Source organism: Pedobacter sp. A2324 (genome assembly GCF_059693705.1).
On record NZ_JCASSK010000001.1, the window covers coordinates 195,917 to 216,121 of the forward strand.

General features: G+C 35.5%; 18 protein-coding genes. 4 read left to right on the forward strand and 14 right to left on the reverse strand.

From position 1 onward, the window contains the following. Nucleotides 1–7: 7 nt before the first annotated feature. The 14 genes from AC570I_RS00870 to AC570I_RS00935 form a co-directional block, all read right to left on the reverse strand. On the reverse strand, nucleotides 8–712 hold the full coding sequence (locus AC570I_RS00870) for a glycosyltransferase family 25 protein (RefSeq protein ID WP_497403533.1): 705 nt from the start codon (nucleotides 710–712) through the stop codon (nucleotides 8–10). Next, the gene (locus AC570I_RS00875) at nucleotides 712–1,764 is read right to left on the reverse strand and encodes a glycosyltransferase family 2 protein (protein WP_497403535.1); all 1,053 of its coding nucleotides are present in this window, start codon (nucleotides 1,762–1,764) and stop codon (nucleotides 712–714) included. Before AC570I_RS00875 ends, AC570I_RS00870 begins: the two co-directional genes overlap by 1 nt. Beyond that, nucleotides 1,749–2,606, reverse strand: a complete 858-nt coding sequence (locus AC570I_RS00880; protein WP_497403537.1) for an alpha-1,2-fucosyltransferase — start codon at nucleotides 2,604–2,606, stop codon at nucleotides 1,749–1,751. The genes AC570I_RS00875 and AC570I_RS00880 overlap by 16 nt, the downstream gene beginning before the upstream one ends. Next, complete coding sequence (locus AC570I_RS00885) at nucleotides 2,593–3,639, reverse strand: acyltransferase family protein (protein ID WP_497403539.1); 1,047 nt, start codon at nucleotides 3,637–3,639, stop codon at nucleotides 2,593–2,595. The genes AC570I_RS00880 and AC570I_RS00885 overlap by 14 nt, the downstream gene beginning before the upstream one ends. Continuing rightward, nucleotides 3,629–4,303 carry an FkbM family methyltransferase gene (locus tag AC570I_RS00890; protein ID WP_497403541.1) on the reverse strand — a complete coding sequence of 225 codons (675 nt, stop codon included), beginning with the start codon at nucleotides 4,301–4,303 and terminating at the stop codon, nucleotides 3,629–3,631. Before AC570I_RS00890 ends, AC570I_RS00885 begins: the two co-directional genes overlap by 11 nt. Beyond that, nucleotides 4,284–5,294: a glycosyltransferase family 10 domain-containing protein gene (locus AC570I_RS00895; protein ID WP_497403543.1), complete on the reverse strand. Its 1,011-nt coding sequence runs from the start codon at nucleotides 5,292–5,294 to the stop codon at nucleotides 4,284–4,286. The genes AC570I_RS00890 and AC570I_RS00895 overlap by 20 nt, the downstream gene beginning before the upstream one ends. A 21-nt stretch (nucleotides 5,295–5,315) precedes the next feature. Then, a complete protein-coding gene (locus AC570I_RS00900; protein ID WP_497403546.1) occupies nucleotides 5,316–6,242 on the reverse strand; it encodes a hypothetical protein in 927 nt (308 codons plus the stop codon). After that, entirely contained in the window at nucleotides 6,232–7,500 is a 1,269-nt protein-coding gene (locus AC570I_RS00905; protein WP_497403548.1) for an ABC transporter ATP-binding protein, read from the reverse strand. The genes AC570I_RS00900 and AC570I_RS00905 overlap by 11 nt, the downstream gene beginning before the upstream one ends. 89 nt (nucleotides 7,501–7,589) lie before the next feature. Beyond that, nucleotides 7,590–8,447, reverse strand: coding sequence for an ABC transporter permease (locus AC570I_RS00910; protein ID WP_497403550.1), 858 nt, complete (start codon nucleotides 8,445–8,447; stop codon nucleotides 7,590–7,592). Next, nucleotides 8,444–9,547 carry a glycosyltransferase family 4 protein gene (locus AC570I_RS00915; protein WP_497403553.1) on the reverse strand — a complete coding sequence of 368 codons (1,104 nt, stop codon included), beginning with the start codon at nucleotides 9,545–9,547 and terminating at the stop codon, nucleotides 8,444–8,446. Before AC570I_RS00915 ends, AC570I_RS00910 begins: the two co-directional genes overlap by 4 nt. Before the next feature lie 18 nt (nucleotides 9,548–9,565). After that, nucleotides 9,566–11,380 carry an asparagine synthase (glutamine-hydrolyzing) gene (gene asnB, locus AC570I_RS00920; protein ID WP_497403556.1) on the reverse strand — a complete coding sequence of 605 codons (1,815 nt, stop codon included), beginning with the start codon at nucleotides 11,378–11,380 and terminating at the stop codon, nucleotides 9,566–9,568. Between the two features lie 266 nt (nucleotides 11,381–11,646). Continuing rightward, on the reverse strand, nucleotides 11,647–12,150 hold the full coding sequence (locus AC570I_RS00925; protein ID WP_497403558.1) for a UpxY family transcription antiterminator: 504 nt from the start codon (nucleotides 12,148–12,150) through the stop codon (nucleotides 11,647–11,649). 500 nt (nucleotides 12,151–12,650) lie between these two features. After that, on the reverse strand, nucleotides 12,651–15,056 hold the full coding sequence (locus AC570I_RS00930) for a GumC family protein (protein WP_497403560.1): 2,406 nt from the start codon (nucleotides 15,054–15,056) through the stop codon (nucleotides 12,651–12,653). After that, nucleotides 15,056–15,886, reverse strand: coding sequence for a polysaccharide biosynthesis/export family protein (locus AC570I_RS00935; protein ID WP_497403562.1), 831 nt, complete (start codon nucleotides 15,884–15,886; stop codon nucleotides 15,056–15,058). The genes AC570I_RS00930 and AC570I_RS00935 overlap by 1 nt, the downstream gene beginning before the upstream one ends. A 1,448-nt stretch (nucleotides 15,887–17,334) precedes the next feature. Here AC570I_RS00935 and AC570I_RS00940 point away from each other — a divergent pair. From AC570I_RS00940 to AC570I_RS00955, 4 genes are all read left to right on the forward strand, one after another. Beyond that, nucleotides 17,335–17,769 carry a hypothetical protein gene (locus AC570I_RS00940; protein WP_497403565.1) on the forward strand — a complete coding sequence of 145 codons (435 nt, stop codon included), beginning with the start codon at nucleotides 17,335–17,337 and terminating at the stop codon, nucleotides 17,767–17,769. A gap of 207 nt (nucleotides 17,770–17,976) precedes the next feature. Beyond that, complete coding sequence (locus tag AC570I_RS00945) at nucleotides 17,977–18,426, forward strand: hypothetical protein (protein ID WP_497403570.1); 450 nt, start codon at nucleotides 17,977–17,979, stop codon at nucleotides 18,424–18,426. Between the two features lie 333 nt (nucleotides 18,427–18,759). Continuing rightward, the gene (locus AC570I_RS00950; protein ID WP_497403572.1) at nucleotides 18,760–19,311 is read left to right on the forward strand and encodes a hypothetical protein; all 552 of its coding nucleotides are present in this window, start codon (nucleotides 18,760–18,762) and stop codon (nucleotides 19,309–19,311) included. A 188-nt stretch (nucleotides 19,312–19,499) separates the two neighbouring features. Further along, nucleotides 19,500–19,925, forward strand: a complete 426-nt coding sequence (locus AC570I_RS00955) for a hypothetical protein (RefSeq protein WP_497403574.1) — start codon at nucleotides 19,500–19,502, stop codon at nucleotides 19,923–19,925. Nucleotides 19,926–20,205 lie beyond the last annotated feature (280 nt).

Sequence of the window (20,205 nt, forward strand, 5' to 3'; positions counted from 1 at the left end):
TTTTAAGTTATGCCTTGAAAAGCCAATTTCTAAGTTTTAGTAATTTAGCGTATATTTTTTTGAGAAAACTATGTTGGTAGGCAACATGCTTTTTCTCAATTGTGCTGTAGCCTTTGAAATGATTGACGATAGATTTTTCCGGTGCATACACAAACAAGCTTGTATGCGTATCTGCAATGGCACTGTCTACCCATCTTAAATCATTTTCTAATTTATTAATAACTGTGCTGATGCACCTTGCATTATAGGCTATACCTACCATACCTAAAGTATTGTTCAGCCTATATAATCCGTTAGTGATTTTTTCCGGTTTAGTAAAATGATTCTCCACATAAAAATACAGCATGTCCCAGTCATCGCCAACTTTGGCTAACAGAGCGGTTAGCTTCTTTTTAAAGCTTTTAGGGATGATTACATCATCTTCAAACACAATAAATCTTCTATAATTTTTAGATTGTCCATCTTTAAGAACATTGATGTGACTCTGCCTGCAACCTAAAGAACCAAGGTTACCCGGCCAACCTTCAATACTGAGCTCTTCACCTTTCACCGCATCGTATCTTAATAAATTCGGATGGGCTAAGTTTTTATATTCTTTTAGAAATTTATAATACCTATTCTTACTTTCTTTTAAATTGATACAATAAACGGCATCAAAATAATTGTTTATTTCTCCCTGTCTTTGAATCGATTTTTGCTTATTTAAATACATTAATTCTTCATCGTTTTAACTTCACGCTTATAGGAAATAATACTTTTAATTATGTACTTGAATATTATTTTAAATGTGGCATGTTTAAAGAAAAATTTCCCCTTGAGCATTAATTGCTGTAAGTTATTAATATTGTATGCTAACGGGTTGTGGAAAAAACTGTTAACTAAGTGATCCAGAATCCTGTCCAGAAAATCAGAAAACATTTTATGTTCGAAAAGGCCTAGTTTTTTATTTTCTTTTGCCAGAATATCTAATGAAGCTATTCGTTTTAACGTTTCAGAAAATAAGGTGTGCTCACTATTGCAGTCTTTTTCTGGTAGTATTAAATTGTAATTAATAGGGAGCCCTGGCATCATTTTTTGCAAAAGTGCCACCCTTATTCTATTCGAATTTTCTTCCTGAATTTTGTTGCTAGTAACTGATGTTTGTTCATCATGAACTCTATATTCTAATAAAACTTCAGGGATATTGGCTAATTTACCATTTATGCATATTTGCGACCAAAGCGCATAATCCTCTGCAGGTTCGAAATCTTTATTATAACTTAAATGATTAGCTTTCAAAAAATCATTTCTCATCATAACTGTGGGATGCCCTATTGGACAATGTACAAGCAGATTTAATTTGATTGCTTGAGGGGAGGAGGGATATTTGGAAATATTGGAACTATTGGAATTATAAATTCTTTTAAACCAGGAACCACATAAAGCAATATCAGTTTCTTTTTCTAAAAATTCCACCTGGCGTTCGAACCGGTGGGTATAGCTGATATCATCGCTATCCATTCTAGCAATATATTTCCCCTTTGCCAATTTCAAGCCTTTGTTTAAACTCGAAACCAAGCCTTCATTAGTTCTGTTTTCAATAAGTAAAATTCTCGGATCATTAAATTCCTTTATTTTTTTTTTAGAATTATCTGTTGAGCCGTCGTCAATAATAATAAATTCGAAATTTATATAGGTTTGATTCAGTATGCTGTGAATAGCCTGTGAGATGTACTTTTCTGTGTTGTACACAGGCATAACTACTGAAATCAAATTATTATCCATTCTTCAGGTATAATCTTAGTTTCTACTGTTTTAAACCAATCTCTAGGGGCAAGCGTTAAATTGTTTGTGTTTTGATTTAGCCATGCTGCCCACCAACTGAATGTACTATTTGCAATGATATTATGTTTACACCTAGTCATCAAATACATTTCGGTCCACGAAAGTTCATCCCGATTGGTAACGAGGATCAACTGGTGGTCTAAAATTAAAAGATTTTCTTTACACCAACTTATATCATCTGAGAAAACGAAGAAAGTAGGATTCTCCGTCTCTTGTTGGATTTTTTTTATCGCATTTTGATAATAGGATAAAGGTAGTATTCCATGATATGCATTAAATGTCGGTTTTAAATAATCTCCCCTCCTGACATGAATAGCCACGCTATTGCAGGATTCAATTAAATTCAAATATGTGTGTAGAGAATTGGGTAATGTTGGAAAGCTAAATTCGTTTAATAGCTCAGCTCTCATTTTTTCAAAATAACTTGGGTTTTGAAAGTAGCCGTCGAGGTAAACATTCCTGTTGTGTTTTGAATGTCCTGGATAGTTTTCATCATTTAAATAGACTAAATTTTTGAGCTGCTTGGGCCAGAGCAATTTCAAGATTTTAATTTCCTTACGGTCACTTAAAGCCAATCGGATAAAAAAATCGGTTATTTTTTTTGTTATAAGATTTTCAAAAACAGATAATTCGTAATTACGGGCTGTGAAAAACTCATTAGAACTATTATTTTTTTTTAAATGAGTGAAATCAAAAACAACCGGAGATTTACATATCGCTCTTGCAGCTGCATATTGAAACATCTGATTACCCAAACCACCGGAAAGCTTAACGATTACCAAGATTTATTTTTAATGATTGTTTATTTCCTAAATCAATAAACGGTTTTTCAATTAAATAATATGTTAGAGAACTTATGATTATTGTGATGGCAAAAGCTGTTAATGATCTTGAACATAATAACGTTTGTTTCATTAATATCGTCATGATAAGCATATGTGTCAGATAGATAGAAAAGCTTATTTTTCCCAAAAAAAGAATAATTCTGTTTTCAAATAAAAGCTTCTTTAAATAAAACTCATTATGACCAATTATGATAATTAATAGCGTAAAAATTATGACCAATGTTTCAGTGTAATTGTTAATCAGGTTACTTAAAATAAGAAATAAAAAAATGATCAAAATTTTTAAGAATGCTGAATTTGAATATTTTATCCTCGCAAGAAATTGATAATTTTTTAAAATAAAATACGCACTAATACCAGATAAGAAGCTAAATAGATATTTAATGATGGACCAATTGAATGCCAATGTGGGAATATTTAAGTGCCTATAAATAGATGCTCCTTTAATCGATAGAATAAATGAGGTAATGAGTAATAGTATAAAGAAGGATTTGCTAAACCTAATAAATTGTAAAAAATAGGGAAAGATGAAATAATAAAAAAATTCAACCGGTATGCTCCATTCTACGCCAATTAGATTGTTTTGGTGCCTAAAGTCAATCCAATTGAGGTAACTATAATGAAATATTAAGGTAAACAAACTATTATTAATATGAAACTCATTTTGATAAAAGGCATTGCCGCCAATAAAAAAAGCCAGTAATAAAAGTAAATAATATAAAGGTGAAATTCTTAAAAATCTTTTTTTAATGTATTGTTTGTAGGAGAAATTTTTATCTCTATCTATACTGATTGTTAATGTAAATGCTGAAATGATGAAGAAGACTAAAACCCCGTATTTTCCAAAATCAACAAACTTATTGTAGATGTTAGATTGCTTTAAAATGTTAAAGCCTTGATAGTGTATCAAAAGAACACCCAAAGCGGCATAGCCTCTCAAACCTGTTATAAAGTTAGTTTTATGATACATCGGAATTTGATGTAGCCTTTAATTGCCAGTTTTCCCAGATGAATTCATAGGAGTAAGTTAGAAAATGCGTTTCACTAATTTTCCCATGTATTTCGTTCATCCTATATTTTGAATTCTGAACAAATTCATGAAATTGTATTTGAATATTGGTGATATTTTGAATAATAGGATCGGCTATCAGCCTTTCCATTAAGTCATATTCCCCACCCTCAATATTAATCTTCAGTAGGTCTATTTTTTCGATGTTATGGTCTTTTAAAAATTGGATAACATCTTTAAGCTGAATTTGTATTTTTTCGCTGCCGGTTTTATAAACTGACGAAGCATCGTCGGATATATATAAATCCAAAAGTTCTTCCTTGTTCGATAATCCGAAGTTAAATGACTTTATTTTATCGTTTTTGATAAATCTTTGTTTTATTTGCTGATAATATTTTTCATAGGGCTCAAAGATATATACGTCACACAAATATTTGGAGAAGATATCGCTGGTCCATTGCCCCTGATACCCGCCTAAGTCGAATACAACAGATTGCTCATTTAAGTTGTAATTGAGCCGCAACGTTTGGTCGCCATTATTTGAAAACCATGCGCTGTACAGCTTATCTTTTGCTGTTTCGAATTTTCCTATTCTTAAAATCTTTTTAATTATTCTTCTTAGCATTTTTTGAAATCAAGGGTTTAAGAAAATTTATGCGGTTTTTGATGTTTGAAAGCGTTATTCCCGGTTTTTGACATAATGAAACCTGCTTTTTTAATAAGTTCGGATTAAGGTTATTTTCAATAAAATTTACAATAAGCGGGAAAATATTATATCGATTTAGATACCTGCTTTTCGAATCCAATATGTAAGGGAGCGCCGCAGAATAATGATCTTCATCGTTTAAAAGCCGTTCAATTGTTCGCCTGGATTCATCAAAATCATGAATGTTTATTGTTTGATAAGATTTTGGGTTATAATATTTTTCAAGATTCTTACAACCATAATAAACGGGGAAGGTATGAGCTAAAAAGCAGTCATTTATTTTTTCTGTGAAATAATCTTCCTGTGATGAATTTTCTATGGTTATGGAATATTTATAATCTGCTAAAACATCCCATTTATCTTGAAAGTCATTAATCCCCCGGCCAAATAAATCAATTTGATTCCCAAAGTATTCCTTCAATTTCATGCAGAAATTTAATCTTTGGGCATGTCCATCAGTAAAACTTTTATTAGAAGTTATTAATGAAATCGACTTTTTCTTTTCAATAGCTGTTTTCTGTATTAATTCATCGTAACCCTTGGTAAAAGAAACGTATTCGGAATTTAAATAATTTGCACCTACAAAATAGGGCTGTCCCTGATGGTAATAGGTTTTACCGGCATGTTTTATTTCTCTTTGACATGTAATTAAATGCAGGAATTGCTTTGTAAATTTGCTATCATAATTCTCCACGCCGGAGGGTTCAGCAGTAAGCAAAACAACGTTTCTTTGATTACATCTAGTACTTTCATGAGGTTTTAATAAACCATTAAATACGAACCAAAAATCGCACTCCTCAATTTCTTCATTGATGTGAAAAATATAGTCTCCCCAAACAGATGAAGATTTCGGGCTTTGTCTTTTCAAATCCCAGTTTAGGTAAGGAAAGGTCAGCTTAATTTTGAGCATGTAAATTAAAATTAAGAACAATTACCATACTTTCCATTCATTGTCATTTACATCAAACGCTTTTTCAGTTCCCATTCTCATCGCCAAGAACATGCCGATATTTGAACTAAAGGTTCCAACAAATTTTTGCGAATTGCTCAACACTTCTATCGTGGCTAACAATTGATATAGCGCTCTTTTTTGCTCACCGGCATCGAGATTGTTATAAACATGTTGATTATAACCGGCATCTGCTGTTGCTGTTAAATGATAAAAATTATAATCATCATAATTGCATTTTAGGTATTTGATCACACTGTAATCATCTGTTGCTATAAAAATATTCTTTGAGCTTTGTAGTTCGGCCAGTTTTTCGATGTATAAGTCGATATCGGTATGATCAACTTCGGTTATTTTATCTCCCCTTCGAATGTGCGCTGATGCATATATTTCCGGAAGGTTTAAGGAATCGATAATTGGTTGTATAATCGATTTTGTAGTTTGGTTAAAGTTCCAGGTTAATTCAATAATTTTTTTGCTAACGGCTAATAAATTTCCATTAAGATCAAGCTCTTTGATGTTAAATATTTGTTTTTCGAAATCACTGGAGTGAAAATTCAACCATAAATCCTGTGTTATTTTATGGCGAGTTAATTTTTTGTAAACACTTTCAATCAATTTTCTCTTTGCGCTGATGTGTTTATTAAATCTGCCGTTAAATCTTTGATGGAATGGGGAATTATTTTGTTTGCAAAAAGAATTGAAATAACCGTCCCAGCCATTTCGAAAAATATTGGTGTTTCGTGATGATAATACGAATTCCAATTGATTTGCGAGACAGTATAATATAGCAAAAATCATATTGTTATATTCCGAAAAAAAACCACTGCCGGTTCCAATGCGGAAAATAAATTTAGATTTAAAAGATTGATTTAACCTTTCGTATTTTGAAGAAAGATTATTTGCCATTATACCTTTCCAGTATTAAAAACCCAACATCGTCATGATTTAAATTCCGGCCCGAAAAAGTTTTCATAGTGTCTTTCATTATTTGTAAATTTTCAATGCTCAAATAAGTATTTACATTAGGATAGCTTAGCGTAATGGCTACCAAATATGTGCCATTCACCATTTGTGTGGGTAAAGCTATCTTATCAGTAAATTCGAATAATCCTTTTTCATATGTAAAAATTTCATTGTGAATATGAGCAGGACTATAAAAAAACACCATTTTCCCATCCATACTAGAAATCCTAATCTCTATGTTGAGTTTAAAGTTGGTGAGCGCAACGCCAATAATTGAGATATTCAAGCTATTATCCGTATTTAAGTCAATAATACTTTCGTTCTTATTGTTTAATGAAATGTAATCAATTTTCAGATTAGCATCCTGATGTGTAATTAAATCATTGATAGTCTTAGATTCTTTGTTTGCGGCATTTTTATAAGAATTAATTACCTCATCAATTTTTCCACGGTTAAGAACTTCTCCATTGTGGAGGTATATACCAGATTTACATAATGTTTTAATACTTGCCATATTATGGCTAACAAACAAAACCGTTCTCCCTTCACCTTTACTCACATCGCCCATTTTGCCTAAGCATTTTTTCTGGAATTCTGCATCGCCAACTGCCAGTACCTCGTCTACAATTAAGATTTCAGATTCAAGGTGAGCGGCTACAGCGAAGGCCAAACGAACATACATGCCCGATGAATAGCGCTTAACAGGTGTATCCAGATAGCGTTCAATGCCGGCAAAATCGACAATCTCGTCAAGTTTTCGATGAATTTCTTTATTGCGCATCCCTAAAATTGCACCATTTAAGAAAATATTTTCACGGCCCGAAAGTTCGGGATGAAAACCTGTGCCTACTTCCAGCAAACTGGCTATTCTGCCTTTACCTGATACTTTACCCGTGGTTGGTGCGGTAACTTTACTCAGTATTTTTAGAAGGGTACTTTTTCCGGCCCCATTTCTTCCAATAATACCAACGGCATCGCCCTGCGCTATTTCGAAATTAATATCCTTTAAACTCCAAACAACGTTACTTTCACTTTTAACAAGTTGGTCGTTACTTTCACCAATCCGTAAAAAGGGATCTTCTTTTCCACGGATTCGGGCGTACCAGCGTTCGAGATCACGACTGATTGTCCCGGTACCAATCTGACCAAGCTGATAGGCCTTACTTAGGTTTTCTACTTTGATAGCAATGTTTTGTGACAACGTTTTATTCGTTAAATATTATTAATCTACCTGGAACAAATTACTTCAATAGTGCCTTATTGATCATTGATGTAAGTTGGATATTTAAGCTACACCGTATCTACAAAATTCCGTTCCACCTTATTAAAAATTGCGATACCAAAAAGTAGCAGCAAAAATGTAACAGCGGTAGCATAACCAAAGGCAGCCCAGCTAAAACTCCCTTCTCCTAAAAACCCAAATCTAAAAGTTTCGATAATTGGTGTCATGGGGTTGTATTCAATTATCCAGGCGTAGGCCGGGTATTTTTTTATCGCTTCCGATAATGGATAAATAACCGTGGTTGCATACATTAAAAGTTGCACGCCAAAACTCACGAGAAAAGCAAGATCGCGGTATTTGGTGGTCATGGCAGAAATAATCATCCCTGCACCTAAGCCCAGCAATGCCATTAAAATAATTACCACCGGAAAGAGAAAAATGGCCCAGCTTATAGAAAACGGAGCACCATTTAAATAGTAGTAAGCCATGAGCATTAAAAACAGCAGCATTTGTACGGCAAACCTGACCAGGTTACTGACCACAATGCTTAGCGGCATAATTAACCTTGGAAAGTAAACCTTACCAAAAATGGCCGAATTATCTTTAAATACAGTTGACGTTTTGGTTAAACAGTCTGCAAAGTAATTCCATGCTGTAATCCCTGCCATGTAAAACAGCGGCTTTGGTAAGCCATCTGTTGAAATGCCAGCCAGATTACCGAATATGAAAGTAAATATGATAGTGGTAAACAAAGGCTGTATGAAAAACCACAATGGACCTAAAATGGTCTGCTTGTAGAACGAAACAAAGTCCCTTCTCACCAATAGCCACAGCAAATCGCGATAAGCCCAAACTTCATTTAGTTTAAGATCTAACAGAGAACTTTTTGCTTCAATGGTCCAGGAATGTTCGTGTTCGTTTGTCAATGGATTAGAAGTTGTTGTAGTTTTTGTGTGTATTTGGAGAAAGCAAATCCTTCCAGCGTTTTACTTTGTTGGCTTAATGGTTTAGAGGGAGATCTTAATGCCTCATTAATTGCCCCTTGTATTTCGCTCAAGCTATTGGGATCAATCAATGTACCTAGTTCGCCGTTCATTACGGCATCTGTACTTCCATCAAGATATCCTGCAATCACTTTGCACCCGCATGCTGAAGCTTCAATGAAACTGATTCCAAAACCTTCTCCATTACTCGGCATTACAAAAATATCTGCCAGCAGAAAGTGCTGTGTAATTTCTTCGTCGGCAATAAAGCCTGTCATGACTACCCGACGCTGTAGTTTATATTTTTCAATCAATCTGGTAATACGTTTGTGCTCTTCCGCATCCGCTTTACCCGCCAGGATATAGTGAATGTCTTCAGGCAAGCTATTCATTGCTGCTAATACCTGATCGTAGCCCTTATATTGCTCTTCGGAAGATAATCGTGTTAACGTTAAAAGTATTCTTTTATCTCTGGTTAAACCATATCGCTTTAGCAGTTCAATTGGCTTGTTAAAATCTTTTGGAACTTCAAAAAAGGGATCGAGGCAATTATTTATTACGGTAACCTTGTTAGCAGGAATGCCATGCTCTTGCTGTATCCTACCGGCAGTATAGTGACTAACCGCCCAGATTTCAACCTTGTTTTTTAAGAAAGTTTTTTTCCAGTTATTCAAGGATTTCCAGACTTCAATCCCGTGTCCAAAAAGAATAATCCGTGTTTCAGGCTTTATTTTTTTGATTAACCACCCAAAAATGAGCAGGTTAATATGGCTAAGAACAATAATATTCGATTGTAAACTTTGTTTGATGAATGCTAATCCAAAGCCAAATCGGTTGCCATTAAATCCTTTAAAATTTTTGGCAGACGTATAACGTTGATCACTTTGGGTATCATACATGCTCAAACATTTGTAATCACTGATAACTCCATTTCCATTAAATTCCGATAATGCTTTCGTAACTGCTCTGCAAACTTTTTCAATGCCTCCAGTCAGTCCGAAAGTATATAATGATAAAAACAAAACATGTTGTTCTTTATGCATTGTCAAATTTCAAATCTTTCAAGCCTTCCACTTCAAATCCTCCATCAAAAAGAGCGCAATTGCTTTCGACCAATGCAGGTCTCCATTTGTAAAATCAGATTTTAATTTCGCCTTTTTTGGAGTATTATCACGCATTCCCTTTAAAAAAAACTCATTTGTTCTGAGCCAGCTCTGAAAGGGAAACGTAAATCCCATTTTCTTTCTGTTCCATATCGCTTCAGGTAGAATATTCTTAAAGGCATCAACTAGATATCCCTTTGGTTTTTGCAATTGATATCTGATGTCAGATGACGTATAGTTAAGGAGCTGTATTAAATCCTGATCCAAAAATGGTACTCGTACTTCTATACCATGTTGCATACTCATCGCGTCGGTATCTTTCAACAACTGATTTTGCATGTATAAATTTGACTCCAACCATCCGGCTTCCTCAGCAGTACTAAGATGAGCAGGTAAGTCAGGTATAGTCATGGTGGTGAGCACCTGATCAATTTTGTTAATAGAGAGATTTAATATTTCAGCAATTTCATCAGGTGTATAAATGCCCCGTAGAAAAAGATATTTACCTGTTGTGTTTCTATAACTCAGGTAGTATGATCGTTTCCAAGCAGCTTTGTTAAAAAGAACTCCACTTTTGAACAGAAACCCTGGAAGCTTCGAAAGGCGCCTAACCATTTTCATCCTCTTGAAGGATGGATAGCCACCAAATAATTCATCTCCGCCAATCCCTGATAAAACTGCTTTTAAGCCTTTCGCTTTGGCGAAATAATTCACAAACCAGGAATTAATGCCGTCCATAGTAGGTTGATCCATCCCGTTCAATGCCGCAGGTAAATGTTTATCAAAAACAGCTTGATCAATCAGATATTCCGAATGATCACTGTACGTCTGATCCGCAATTAACTTTTGATAAGGCTGCTCCGAAAATTCTTGTTCAGGGAAATTGATGGAAAGTGTTTTCAGGTTTTGCCGGTCTGAAATCTCACCTATGTAGTCATTCGCTAACAAAGTAATCAAGCTCGAATCAATGCCTCCGCTTAAAAATACACCTATTGGTGCATCCGAAATGAGGTGTCGTTTTACGGCAAGTTTGAGTGTGTTTTGCAGGGATCGTTTTGCAATATCTTTATCCTTGCCATAAGGTTTCTGATCCTGTCTGTGATATTGCTGTATTTCCGCCTGATGCAATTCATGATCCCAGGAAAGATAAGAACCTTTTTGAAGCATTTTCACTTCAGTTAAAGTGGTGTAGGGCTCTGGGATATGTCCAAAAGCCAGAAAGTAAACTTTCCACTCCGGTAGCTCATTTAGTACTAGTCTAGCCTCTTTAAATGCCTTCACTTCTGAAGCAAACACCAGCTTTTCTGATACATTGTAATAATATAATGGTTTAATCCCTGATGGATCACGTACCAGATAAGTTATGTTCTTCAATCGATCATACAGTCCAAAAGCAAACATGCCTTTTAACAGGTTAAATGAGGCAACTCCCCAATGTTGATAAGCTGCCAGGATAACTTCTGTATCGCTATGGGTAGTGAAATCAAATCCCGCTTTAATCAGGTCATTTTTAAGTTCTGGGAAATTGTAAATCTCGCCATTGAAAGTGATGGACAAATGGCCGCTATTGTATGACATTGGTTGATTTCCCGTAGGAGAGAGGTCGATCAATGCCAGGCGCCTGTGCCCAAACGCCAGGCCATTTGCGTCATCGCTATAAAAGCCTTCGCCATCTGGACCACCATGCGCCATGATATCGCACATGGCTTGCACCTCTTTCCGAAGCTGAGCTGTGTTGCCGCAATGATGAATAATTCCTGCTATCCTGCACATGGTGTCACTCTTATCTCACTCATAATACTTTCACCACCTCAAACACTTTAGGTTACTGTCGTATTTCGAAACTCAATCATTAAATAAACCTTTTTTATTATCGGCCGTGCGCAGCTTCGCCCTCTCAGTTACATTCTTTTTTAAAAAAAATAACTGGCAACTAATAATGTAAATCTCCTTCACATATCCCTCTGAACAAAGTTCAGTATTTTTTATTTATCGCCCAATCAACCCCTCTCAAATCTTAAAGCACTTTTCTAAATCTCTCAAAGCGGTTCCACAAAAGCCATCGAGGTATTAATTTCAATCGCATAACCCATATTCTGTAAACGTAAAATGATACGTTGTTTATTATGTAATGACACCATTTCAGCAACCATATCCTTAAAGGGCCCCGCTTTAATTAATACCTTTTGCCCCGGCCGGATATCATAATCGAAAACCTCCAGATCTGCATCTGTAGCGAGAAGCAGTTTGAGATCGTTGATTTGTTGCTCGGGGATGCTGGCGATGTTGCCGGAGAAATAAAGGAATCTTGCAATGCCATTGGTCATCAAAACCTCCGCATGTTCTCTGCCCGAAATATACACAAATAGATAAGATTTAATTAAAGGCTCTTCAATAATCCTCTTCCGATCGCTCCATTGTTTTACCGTTTTTTTTAATGGGAGATAAGCAGAAATACCTTTCCTCAACAGCTCATCATAAGCTTTCTTTTCCGCCCTTGAACGGGTGTAAACCGGATACCATTTGTACTGTGGATCAATCATATTTCAGTTCAGGATCTTTGCGAAAATAACCTACCATTGAGAATTTCTTCAGTTATTGAAAAAGCTGGATGAAGCTAAATTCGTGAATTTATTCGAAAGATAAAGAAGATTCTGCCTGAATAGAATTTAGAAAGGCATATTTGGATTTAAACCTCAAATAGTAGAAATAAATACGGGGAACAATCATCATGTCGACTAAGCTTTACAATTAAATCTGTTTGGATTCGCAGGAACGAAATCAAAAGTAATGAATTAGTGAGGATTTCTATAACTTATTAATCTTGCTTTTTGTCAAAAAGCTTTTCTTAGGTTTATACCAGACTTAAGGATAGTATGGTTCCGCTGTTGTCGTTATTAACCCATTCTCTACTGTTTATTAACCCTTTATTAACCCCAGGGGTTACCAATGGGTTAACAATGGGTACAGAAAAGGTTAACAATGGGTAAGGAAAAGGTTAACGAAGGGTTAACATGGTACGACCAAAGGGTTAACAAGCTGCTTATTTCTTTTTCCAGAACATCCACCATTTTCTGTTTTCATCATCATAATAACCGGAACCTGCATATCCTGAATAATCAGAATAGTAATAGGTGCTGTTACCCCCACCACGTGAATAATCGGTTGTATAGTAATTAGCGTACAAAGCATCATCGCCGAATGCATTTAAAACAATCGCCATATTGTTCAGGCCGTATTCGCGCGATAAACGTTCAGGAATATTTGCTGCCCTTTGCTTTGATACACCAGATCTGATTACAAAGAGATTTACGTCAGAGTTTCTGATTAATGGAATAGCATCTGATACCAAACCTACTGGAGCAGTATCTACCAGCACATAATCGTAATCTTTTTCAAGTTCTTTAAGCAAATTCTTCATTGCTGCTGTATGCAGTAATTCAGATGGATTTGGAGGAACCGGACCAGAAGGGATAAAGTCGATGTGATGTATTTCATCATGAATCATTACATCCGAGAGCTGATGCTGTCCAGATAACAGGGAACTTAATCCTTTTTTATTGTCAACTCCAAACGCTTTGTGAAGCCTTGATCTACGTAAATCCGCAGCAATTAATATTACTTTCTTTTCAATCAATGCCATGGTACCAGCTAAGTTCACCGTCACAAAAGATTTTCCCTCACCAGAAATTTCTGAAGTAATACAAATGACTTTACTCTGCTTATGGCTCGCTAAAAAGCTCAGATTGGTCCTTACCGATCGGACAGATTCAGCAAATACCGACTTCGGTTTAGCAATGGACAAAGCCTGGCGATTGTCCTGATCGATATAATCAGGAAATTGACGAATAACTCCGATAATAGGTGTATTGGTTAAGCCCTCTACCATCTCCTTATCATAAATGAATGGATTCAAAAATCTAACGAGCAGAATCAAACCGAATCCCGCTGCCAAGCCAAACATGATATAGGTGGTGTAAACTTTGTTATCGTTTGGAGAGATGGGATAAAATGATGGATATGCTGGATTAACGATTGACGCCCCTGGAACAATAGCCGCTGCATTCATTTCAGCTTCTAGTTTTTTCTCCGATAAGTATGAACGTACTTTATTATTTACTTCGAAATTGGTTTGCAGCTTGACGAATTTCTGCTCTTTAACAGGAATGCCACTAATGCTTTGGTTTACTCCACTTAGTTGGTTATCAATGTATTTAATAGTTTGAAGGTTGCGTTCCAACATGCCTTTGATTGCCGACCGGATGCTATTTTTTACATTTAAGATTTGTTGTTCAACTAACTTAACTGGTTGAGAATCTGCATTGAATTGATTAAGCTTAAGTTCTCTATTCGCTAATAGGGTGTTCAGCTGACCAACGAATGTGCTCAATCCGGCTGCAATCTCTCCATCCAGGTCTACACCAATTTCAATTTTGGATCGGTTATTATCTACTTGTTCCTGTAATTGTTTAATGCCTAATTGTTTGAGTTGTAACTCTGATTTTTGTTTTTCAAGGTCTGTGAGTTTTCCTACCGTCATAGATGAAGCTGAGCCCATGTCCATTATCTTATTTGCAGACTTGTAATTTGCTAACGTGCTTCCTGCTTTGCTCGCTTCCTGATCGATAAATCCGAGTTGGTTATCAATAAATTCAACGGTTTGCCTGGCAGATCTCCGCCTTTGAATAACATCGTATGATACATATTCCTTCATGATGGCATTGAGTACATCTGCCGCAAATACAGGGTTAGCATCAGTTTGGCTTAAACTCATTACGTTAGTAAACCGCGCCGCTTCTCCGATAAACAATCCGCCCATAGCCCGGCCAACAAAATCCTCTTTCGTGTTAAATTTAAACTGATATATGCTACTTGGAGAGATATGGTCTTTGATTTTGAAAACCATATTACCTTGTTTGATTTCCTGACCATAAGCATAAGTAGTTTTGGAACCCTTTTGATCAGCGATCGATAAAGCGAAGTGTTTTTCATCTACTGCGGCGATTTCGTAAAGTGAGCGTCCAAAATTCACACTGTCTTGTTTGATAATCTCGATTACGAAAGGGACAGTAGGGTATAGTTCAGTCGTTCTGATGCGACCTTTAACGTAGTAGCTTATCTTATAATTGAGCGTGTTGATGGCATTTAGAATTACTTCGTTGCTTCGGATGGTAAAACTTTCTGCCTGGATTTTATCCGTGTAATTATAGTTTTGCATCGGCATGCTTCCTCCTGTGCTTACCGCAGGATTGCTATCCTCTAATTTTAACGAAGCACCTGTTTGATAAACAGGTGGCGTAAACATCAAATTTACTTTGGCCAAAACCAAAGCGATCAATACGCAGCCTGCAATCCAGTACCAGCGGCTTAAAAATACCCTGAATATTTTGTAAAAATCAATTTGCTGGCTAACCGATTTCTTTTGATTAAACTGATCTGCTGCTTCCATTAACGAGTTAAGCTAAGAATTAAGATACCAAGATTTACCACTACCAAAACTGGCTGAATAAAGTTATTGATGCTTGTCCATTTATCATTGAAAGCTGAACTTTTAGTCGGCAACAATATGATAATGTCGTTATTTTGAAGCGTTAATTTTTTACTGGCTAAACTATTTATATCGGTAAGATTAACATAAATAAGCTCAGGATGTGAACGGTCACCTCTAATTATCTTTAGGGTTTTAGGATCTGCATTTTTCGTGATCCCTCCGGCTTCGCCAATCATTTCGATTAAATTAATGTTGTCTCTTTCCAGGTAAAAATTCCCCTGTTTACCAAATTCACCTAAAAGTGTGACTTTTAAATTCACTACAGTGAGTTCGATGATAGGGTCTTTTAGTAATTTGCTCTTATAAGCGTCTTGAATTTTAATCGCAGCTTCTCTTCTGGTTAGGCCAACAACTGCGACCTTTCCGATTGCAGGTAAGTTCACCATACCATCGGGCTCTACAGGATAAGATAAAACATTGGAGGATGTTCCTCCAGCCGCGCCTCCTGTACCATTTGCAGCACCCGATATTTGACTTCCTGTTCCACTTGATGCGCCAAACTCTGGATTTTGTACATTACGTACAGCAAGTTTATCCTCTACTTTTATTTTATAATACGCATCGCTTATACCTTGGTCATTCACTACATAAACTTGCTTGATGGTGTCAGTAACTATGTCGCTGGGAGCATTGAATAGTGCTCTTTCTTTACGTACAGAGCAGCTAAATAATAGGCTGACTAAAAGTATGAAGAAGCTGAATTTGCGTGTTTCTAGTTTTGATAACATAAGACCTTTGAACCTCTTAAAGTGAATATAAATGCGAAAATACGTTTTATATGACAAATCTTGTAAGAGTGGCTGATAATGATGCTTGAAATCATCTTATATGGATAGCAAATTTTTTGTAAAAGTAAAATCTAACCTCCAAGTCAATTACGTCTATGTATCGTCTTCCCCGGATAAGCTAGGATTTAAAAATCCATAGTATGAAAATTAAATTTACTCTCGTATTCTTTTTCGTTATATTTTTTTTAACAATCTGTATGCTCAGGTTCAACAAAGATGTAGATTGTCCAATGGCCGTGTTTACGCATTTGCTGGTTTCGGATATTCCTGCAACTTCTATAGTTTGGATAATTGTCCAACAGGTTCAACAACATTTGATCAATATGCAAGTATAACTCATACTTATTCCACCAACTGTACAACTTGTTTTGGAGTTGGCAGCAGTGGTAAAGTCGTAGATTATAATCTTCTAAACTGTCCTATAGATGATCCTTATCTGATAGCACTTCTTTCATTCATGATTTTATCTCCATTCTATATTTCCTTAAGAAGGCGGGTGGGTGGAGAATATTTTATAACTGTACAGAATATTTGATCTATTAATATCATTATATCCGATGCGATTTCTTTACGGCCATATTGTCTAACAAGATAGACGATATGGCGATTTTTGGTTTGAGAATTGTCAATAGCAAAAGCGGTTTTTAGTCAATTTAGGAATATTAATGCTCTAGTTTTGAGCTTTCTTTTTTGATATGAAATCGCTTATCTTCTTTTTATTATTTTTTTCAATCTGCTATGAGCTTAGTGCTCAGCCCGTAATAAGTCCTGGATGTAAAGTGGGGACCCGACGCTATCAGGTTTCGACTCCAGCGGAACCCGGGTATAACCCATTATTCAGGAATGATTCTGGTGATCAAAATTCTGAATGGGAGAATTATGATTCTAAAGATTCTCGTTATTCATGTTACGCTTGGATAGTCGGTGCAGGAACTTGTTATGTCAAATAAAGTGGCAGTTCTTCGGGGTGCGGATTGTTTGGCTGGTTTTCTTGCCCTACTACTTACACGCCAGGAACAAATGGTCACTTTACTGGTGTGGTAGGGTGTTCAATCGACAACTATACATTATTTCTATTATTTCTCATAGGAGCTTATGCTGTATTTAATATTCTAAATAATAGGAGCCATAAATTAATATTTTAGTCACATTTAAATTATCATTTTCAGTTGACAAATACTGTCTAGAAATATTGGTCATCGGCATATATATATTGATCTTTTTCCAGAATGTTAAATAATAGTCAAAATAAAAGAATATAATGGCGATATTACATTTAAGCTTTTCAATATAATATATTTGTGGCATTAGTGAACTATTTAGGTAGCTGATAAATTGTTTGCTTTCTACTAGTTTAGTATTAGTCGTCGTCCCAAATTTTGATTTTCATGAAAAGTATAATTATAACAATTATACACGCGGTACTGCTATTTTTGGCATTCCCGGTATTAGCTGATACAGGTTGTTTAATAAATACCTCTGCTGGACCTAAAGTTTACTATGTTCCTCAGTTTTCGGGAACAACAACCTTTTATCAAGGTAGTGGTACTGTTAGATATGGTAATCAAGCTAGCTGTCAAGCGGGAAATTCTCCCTCAAACTCATATTATATACTTACCTCCACTGCTGGTCCTACTTGCTATGCTGGCTATAATGGAAGCGGTGCCACAAACGATGGTGCCAATTATCAACAATCTGGTAACAGGGTTACCTTTAATGTAGCCAACTGTCCGTTGGATGATTATATTCCCCTATTAATTATTTTTGCTGGTTTCTTAGGATTATTTGGCATCAGACGAAGATATTCGCCTCTTAACTTTTGATAAGCTTTCATGAATCTAGTTTTCAAATAATTCAAAGAGATTTTAATTGTAATAAAATTTATTAAACTCATCTGTTGGATCAGGCGAGTGAGTGTATGTAATATAGATATCCCAATGCAATACTAAAATTGCGTTTGTATAATTAATTAGTTATTGATGTGTTTTTGGAACGTCTTTTGTGTAGTATTCCAAAACTATATCAGCTCTATGAAGAACATCGCTATAATAAGCCTTTTCCTATTTTCTGTAACTGTTTCTTATAATAGTTTTAGCCAGACCTATCCAGCTTGCTATGTTGGGAATACATCAGCAGGCGCAAGAGTGTATATCATTAAACACCCGACTCGTACGGGAAATACTTTTACATCCACACCGGCAAATAATAATTATGCAGTATTTGGCACAGGAAATTTCAATTGTACAAACTTCCCCAACGGAGTGTTTGCTAGAAGCGTCGTAAATTCTTCAACGCCTTGTGATGTCTATGGAACGAACTCTTCAGGAAATGAAATTTATATAGGAGGGGGTGTTTTGGTTAATAGTTATACCATATATCGATGCCCGATTGACAACAGTCTTTTTATAATACTATTTCCAATTTCATTTTTAGGTTTTTTTGCAATTCGAACCAAAATGAATGTTAAGGTATTATCTTAATCATTTAATCTATGAAACTGCTGGACTTGCTGAAGCCTCGGTTTCGAATAGATTTAAAGGAACTATTGTTGAGCAAACTAACATTTAATATTTTTTTGTTGATGAATATCAACGAATACAAAATTTTGTAATCTATATTATTACCACAAAAAGTATCATTTACTCCCTCTAGACTGCTTTAAACGTCATTTTTCATTTTTAAAATTGTTTGAAGCTAAAAAAGGATTGTCATCCTAATCTGTATTCAGCGCTTGTTCATTTTATTCAGAGAATTTTTTGTTTAATTTTGTCTTTTAAATAATACTTTTTGTAGTCGTTTTGTATTCCCGGATAATGTTCTCATATGTACGAGCAAATGGTTTAGTTCGTTTGTTGCTCAAAATTTCTCGCTTGCACAATATATCTAACTATAATAGTGTTGGATATATAGCAAAAATTGCATTAATTTTACTTACTTTAGGTTTAACCAATAGTACTAAAGCTGCTACAATAGTTGGTTGCCTGCTGGATGGAGGGCCAGGCGTGATATATACATCTCTAATCGGGCAAACTACGTTCTATGGAAACGGAACATATAAAGTTTATAATAGAAACGGAGCGGTTAAATATAAGGTTTATAACCCTGTAGCAAACTGTAATGAATATTCACCTTCCGAAATAAGATCTCATAGTGAAGCAGGATATGCTGGATGTTGGGTAAATACTTATGTAAATACAACAGATAACCAGGATGGAGCTGCCTATGGTTCATGGGTTGAAGTTGATGAACGCGCCTCATGTGTAGCAACTCTCCCAATTGATGACTATGTCCCTTTTCTTCTGATCCCAATAGGGCTGTTAATTTTTATTTATATGAGGGAAAAAAACAATTACTTATCCCAATAATTTTCCTCATACCGAGAACTTTTCTTCCTTTAATATATAAAAATTATTATTAAGGACAACTAAAATACTTTCGAATTTAAGTTATTGACACTTAATTCGAAAGTATCTTGCAGTTAGTTGAACAAAAAGAACGAAGCCCCTAAAGTGGTATAGTTGTAAATTTATACCTACATCAAGTGTTGGGTATTATGCGAGGAGTAAGGTTGTCCATATTTGCAATCTTTTTATTGGTTACATCAAAAACATTTTCTGCTGAGGGATGTCTGGTTGGGAACACCATTTATTCAACAAGGACAAGCAGTTCTGTTCAAGTGGATCTTCTTTCGAACGGTATGAATGTGTTTAAAGCAGATTCTCCAATCGGTACAAATAATTGTATTTCAGGAACAATAATGGGTACTTGTCAGGTATGCCATGGAAATCCCACCGTTGGAATTAGTTTAGGTGGAGTAAAAATTCTCCTGTGTACACTTGGTTTAGATCTTTTGCGGCCGGTTGACAATGGCATTTACTATTCAAGTTATATCCTGGAATGCAATCTCGATGACTACTCCTGGCTTGTCGGTGCCTCTGTTGCTATGGTCGGTTTGGTGATGATTAGACGGAAAAGTTAAAGCAAAACCAATATTTAGCACTAGTTCAATGACAAAAGATAGTATTTGATCTTATATCTATTTCGCATCCTCGAATGTCATAGTTAAGACAGTAGTCAGGCTTATGTTTCCTTGTACCTTCGCACTTAACAGAAAGGAACCAGCTAGGAACAAGGTAGGAACCAGAAAGGAACATGCTAGGATAAAACCCCTAGAAAAGTCTCTTCATTACCCCTTTAAAGCCTTTTTTGACCACTTTTATCCTAGCCACTCGCTGCAAACGAGGTTTTATTATCTTTGC

Bases quoted from the DNA above. Each gene is read 5' to 3' on its own strand.
- AC570I_RS00885 (WP_497403539.1), bottom strand. From the start codon at position 3,639: ATGTATCATAAAACTAACTTTATAACAGGTTTGAGAGGCTATGCCGCT.
- AC570I_RS00955 (WP_497403574.1), top strand. From the start codon at position 19,500: ATGCGAGGAGTAAGGTTGTCCATATTTGCAATCTTTTTATTGGTTACA.
- AC570I_RS00935 (WP_497403562.1), bottom strand. From the start codon at position 15,886: ATGTTATCAAAACTAGAAACACGCAAATTCAGCTTCTTCATACTTTTA.
- AC570I_RS00930 (WP_497403560.1), bottom strand. From the start codon at position 15,056: ATGGAAGCAGCAGATCAGTTTAATCAAAAGAAATCGGTTAGCCAGCAA.
- AC570I_RS00890 (WP_497403541.1), bottom strand. From the start codon at position 4,303: ATGCTAAGAAGAATAATTAAAAAGATTTTAAGAATAGGAAAATTCGAA.
- AC570I_RS00945 (WP_497403570.1), top strand. From the start codon at position 17,977: ATGAAGAACATCGCTATAATAAGCCTTTTCCTATTTTCTGTAACTGTT.
- AC570I_RS00915 (WP_497403553.1), bottom strand. From the start codon at position 9,547: ATGCATAAAGAACAACATGTTTTGTTTTTATCATTATATACTTTCGGA.
- asnB (WP_497403556.1), bottom strand. From the start codon at position 11,380: ATGTGCAGGATAGCAGGAATTATTCATCATTGCGGCAACACAGCTCAG.
- AC570I_RS00900 (WP_497403546.1), bottom strand. From the start codon at position 6,242: ATGGCAAATAATCTTTCTTCAAAATACGAAAGGTTAAATCAATCTTTT.
- AC570I_RS00895 (WP_497403543.1), bottom strand. From the start codon at position 5,294: ATGCTCAAAATTAAGCTGACCTTTCCTTACCTAAACTGGGATTTGAAA.
- AC570I_RS00870 (WP_497403533.1), bottom strand. From the start codon at position 712: ATGTATTTAAATAAGCAAAAATCGATTCAAAGACAGGGAGAAATAAAC.
- AC570I_RS00950 (WP_497403572.1), top strand. From the start codon at position 18,760: ATGTTCTCATATGTACGAGCAAATGGTTTAGTTCGTTTGTTGCTCAAA.
- AC570I_RS00940 (WP_497403565.1), top strand. From the start codon at position 17,335: ATGAAAAGTATAATTATAACAATTATACACGCGGTACTGCTATTTTTG.
- AC570I_RS00875 (WP_497403535.1), bottom strand. From the start codon at position 1,764: ATGGATAATAATTTGATTTCAGTAGTTATGCCTGTGTACAACACAGAA.
- AC570I_RS00925 (WP_497403558.1), bottom strand. From the start codon at position 12,150: ATGATTGATCCACAGTACAAATGGTATCCGGTTTACACCCGTTCAAGG.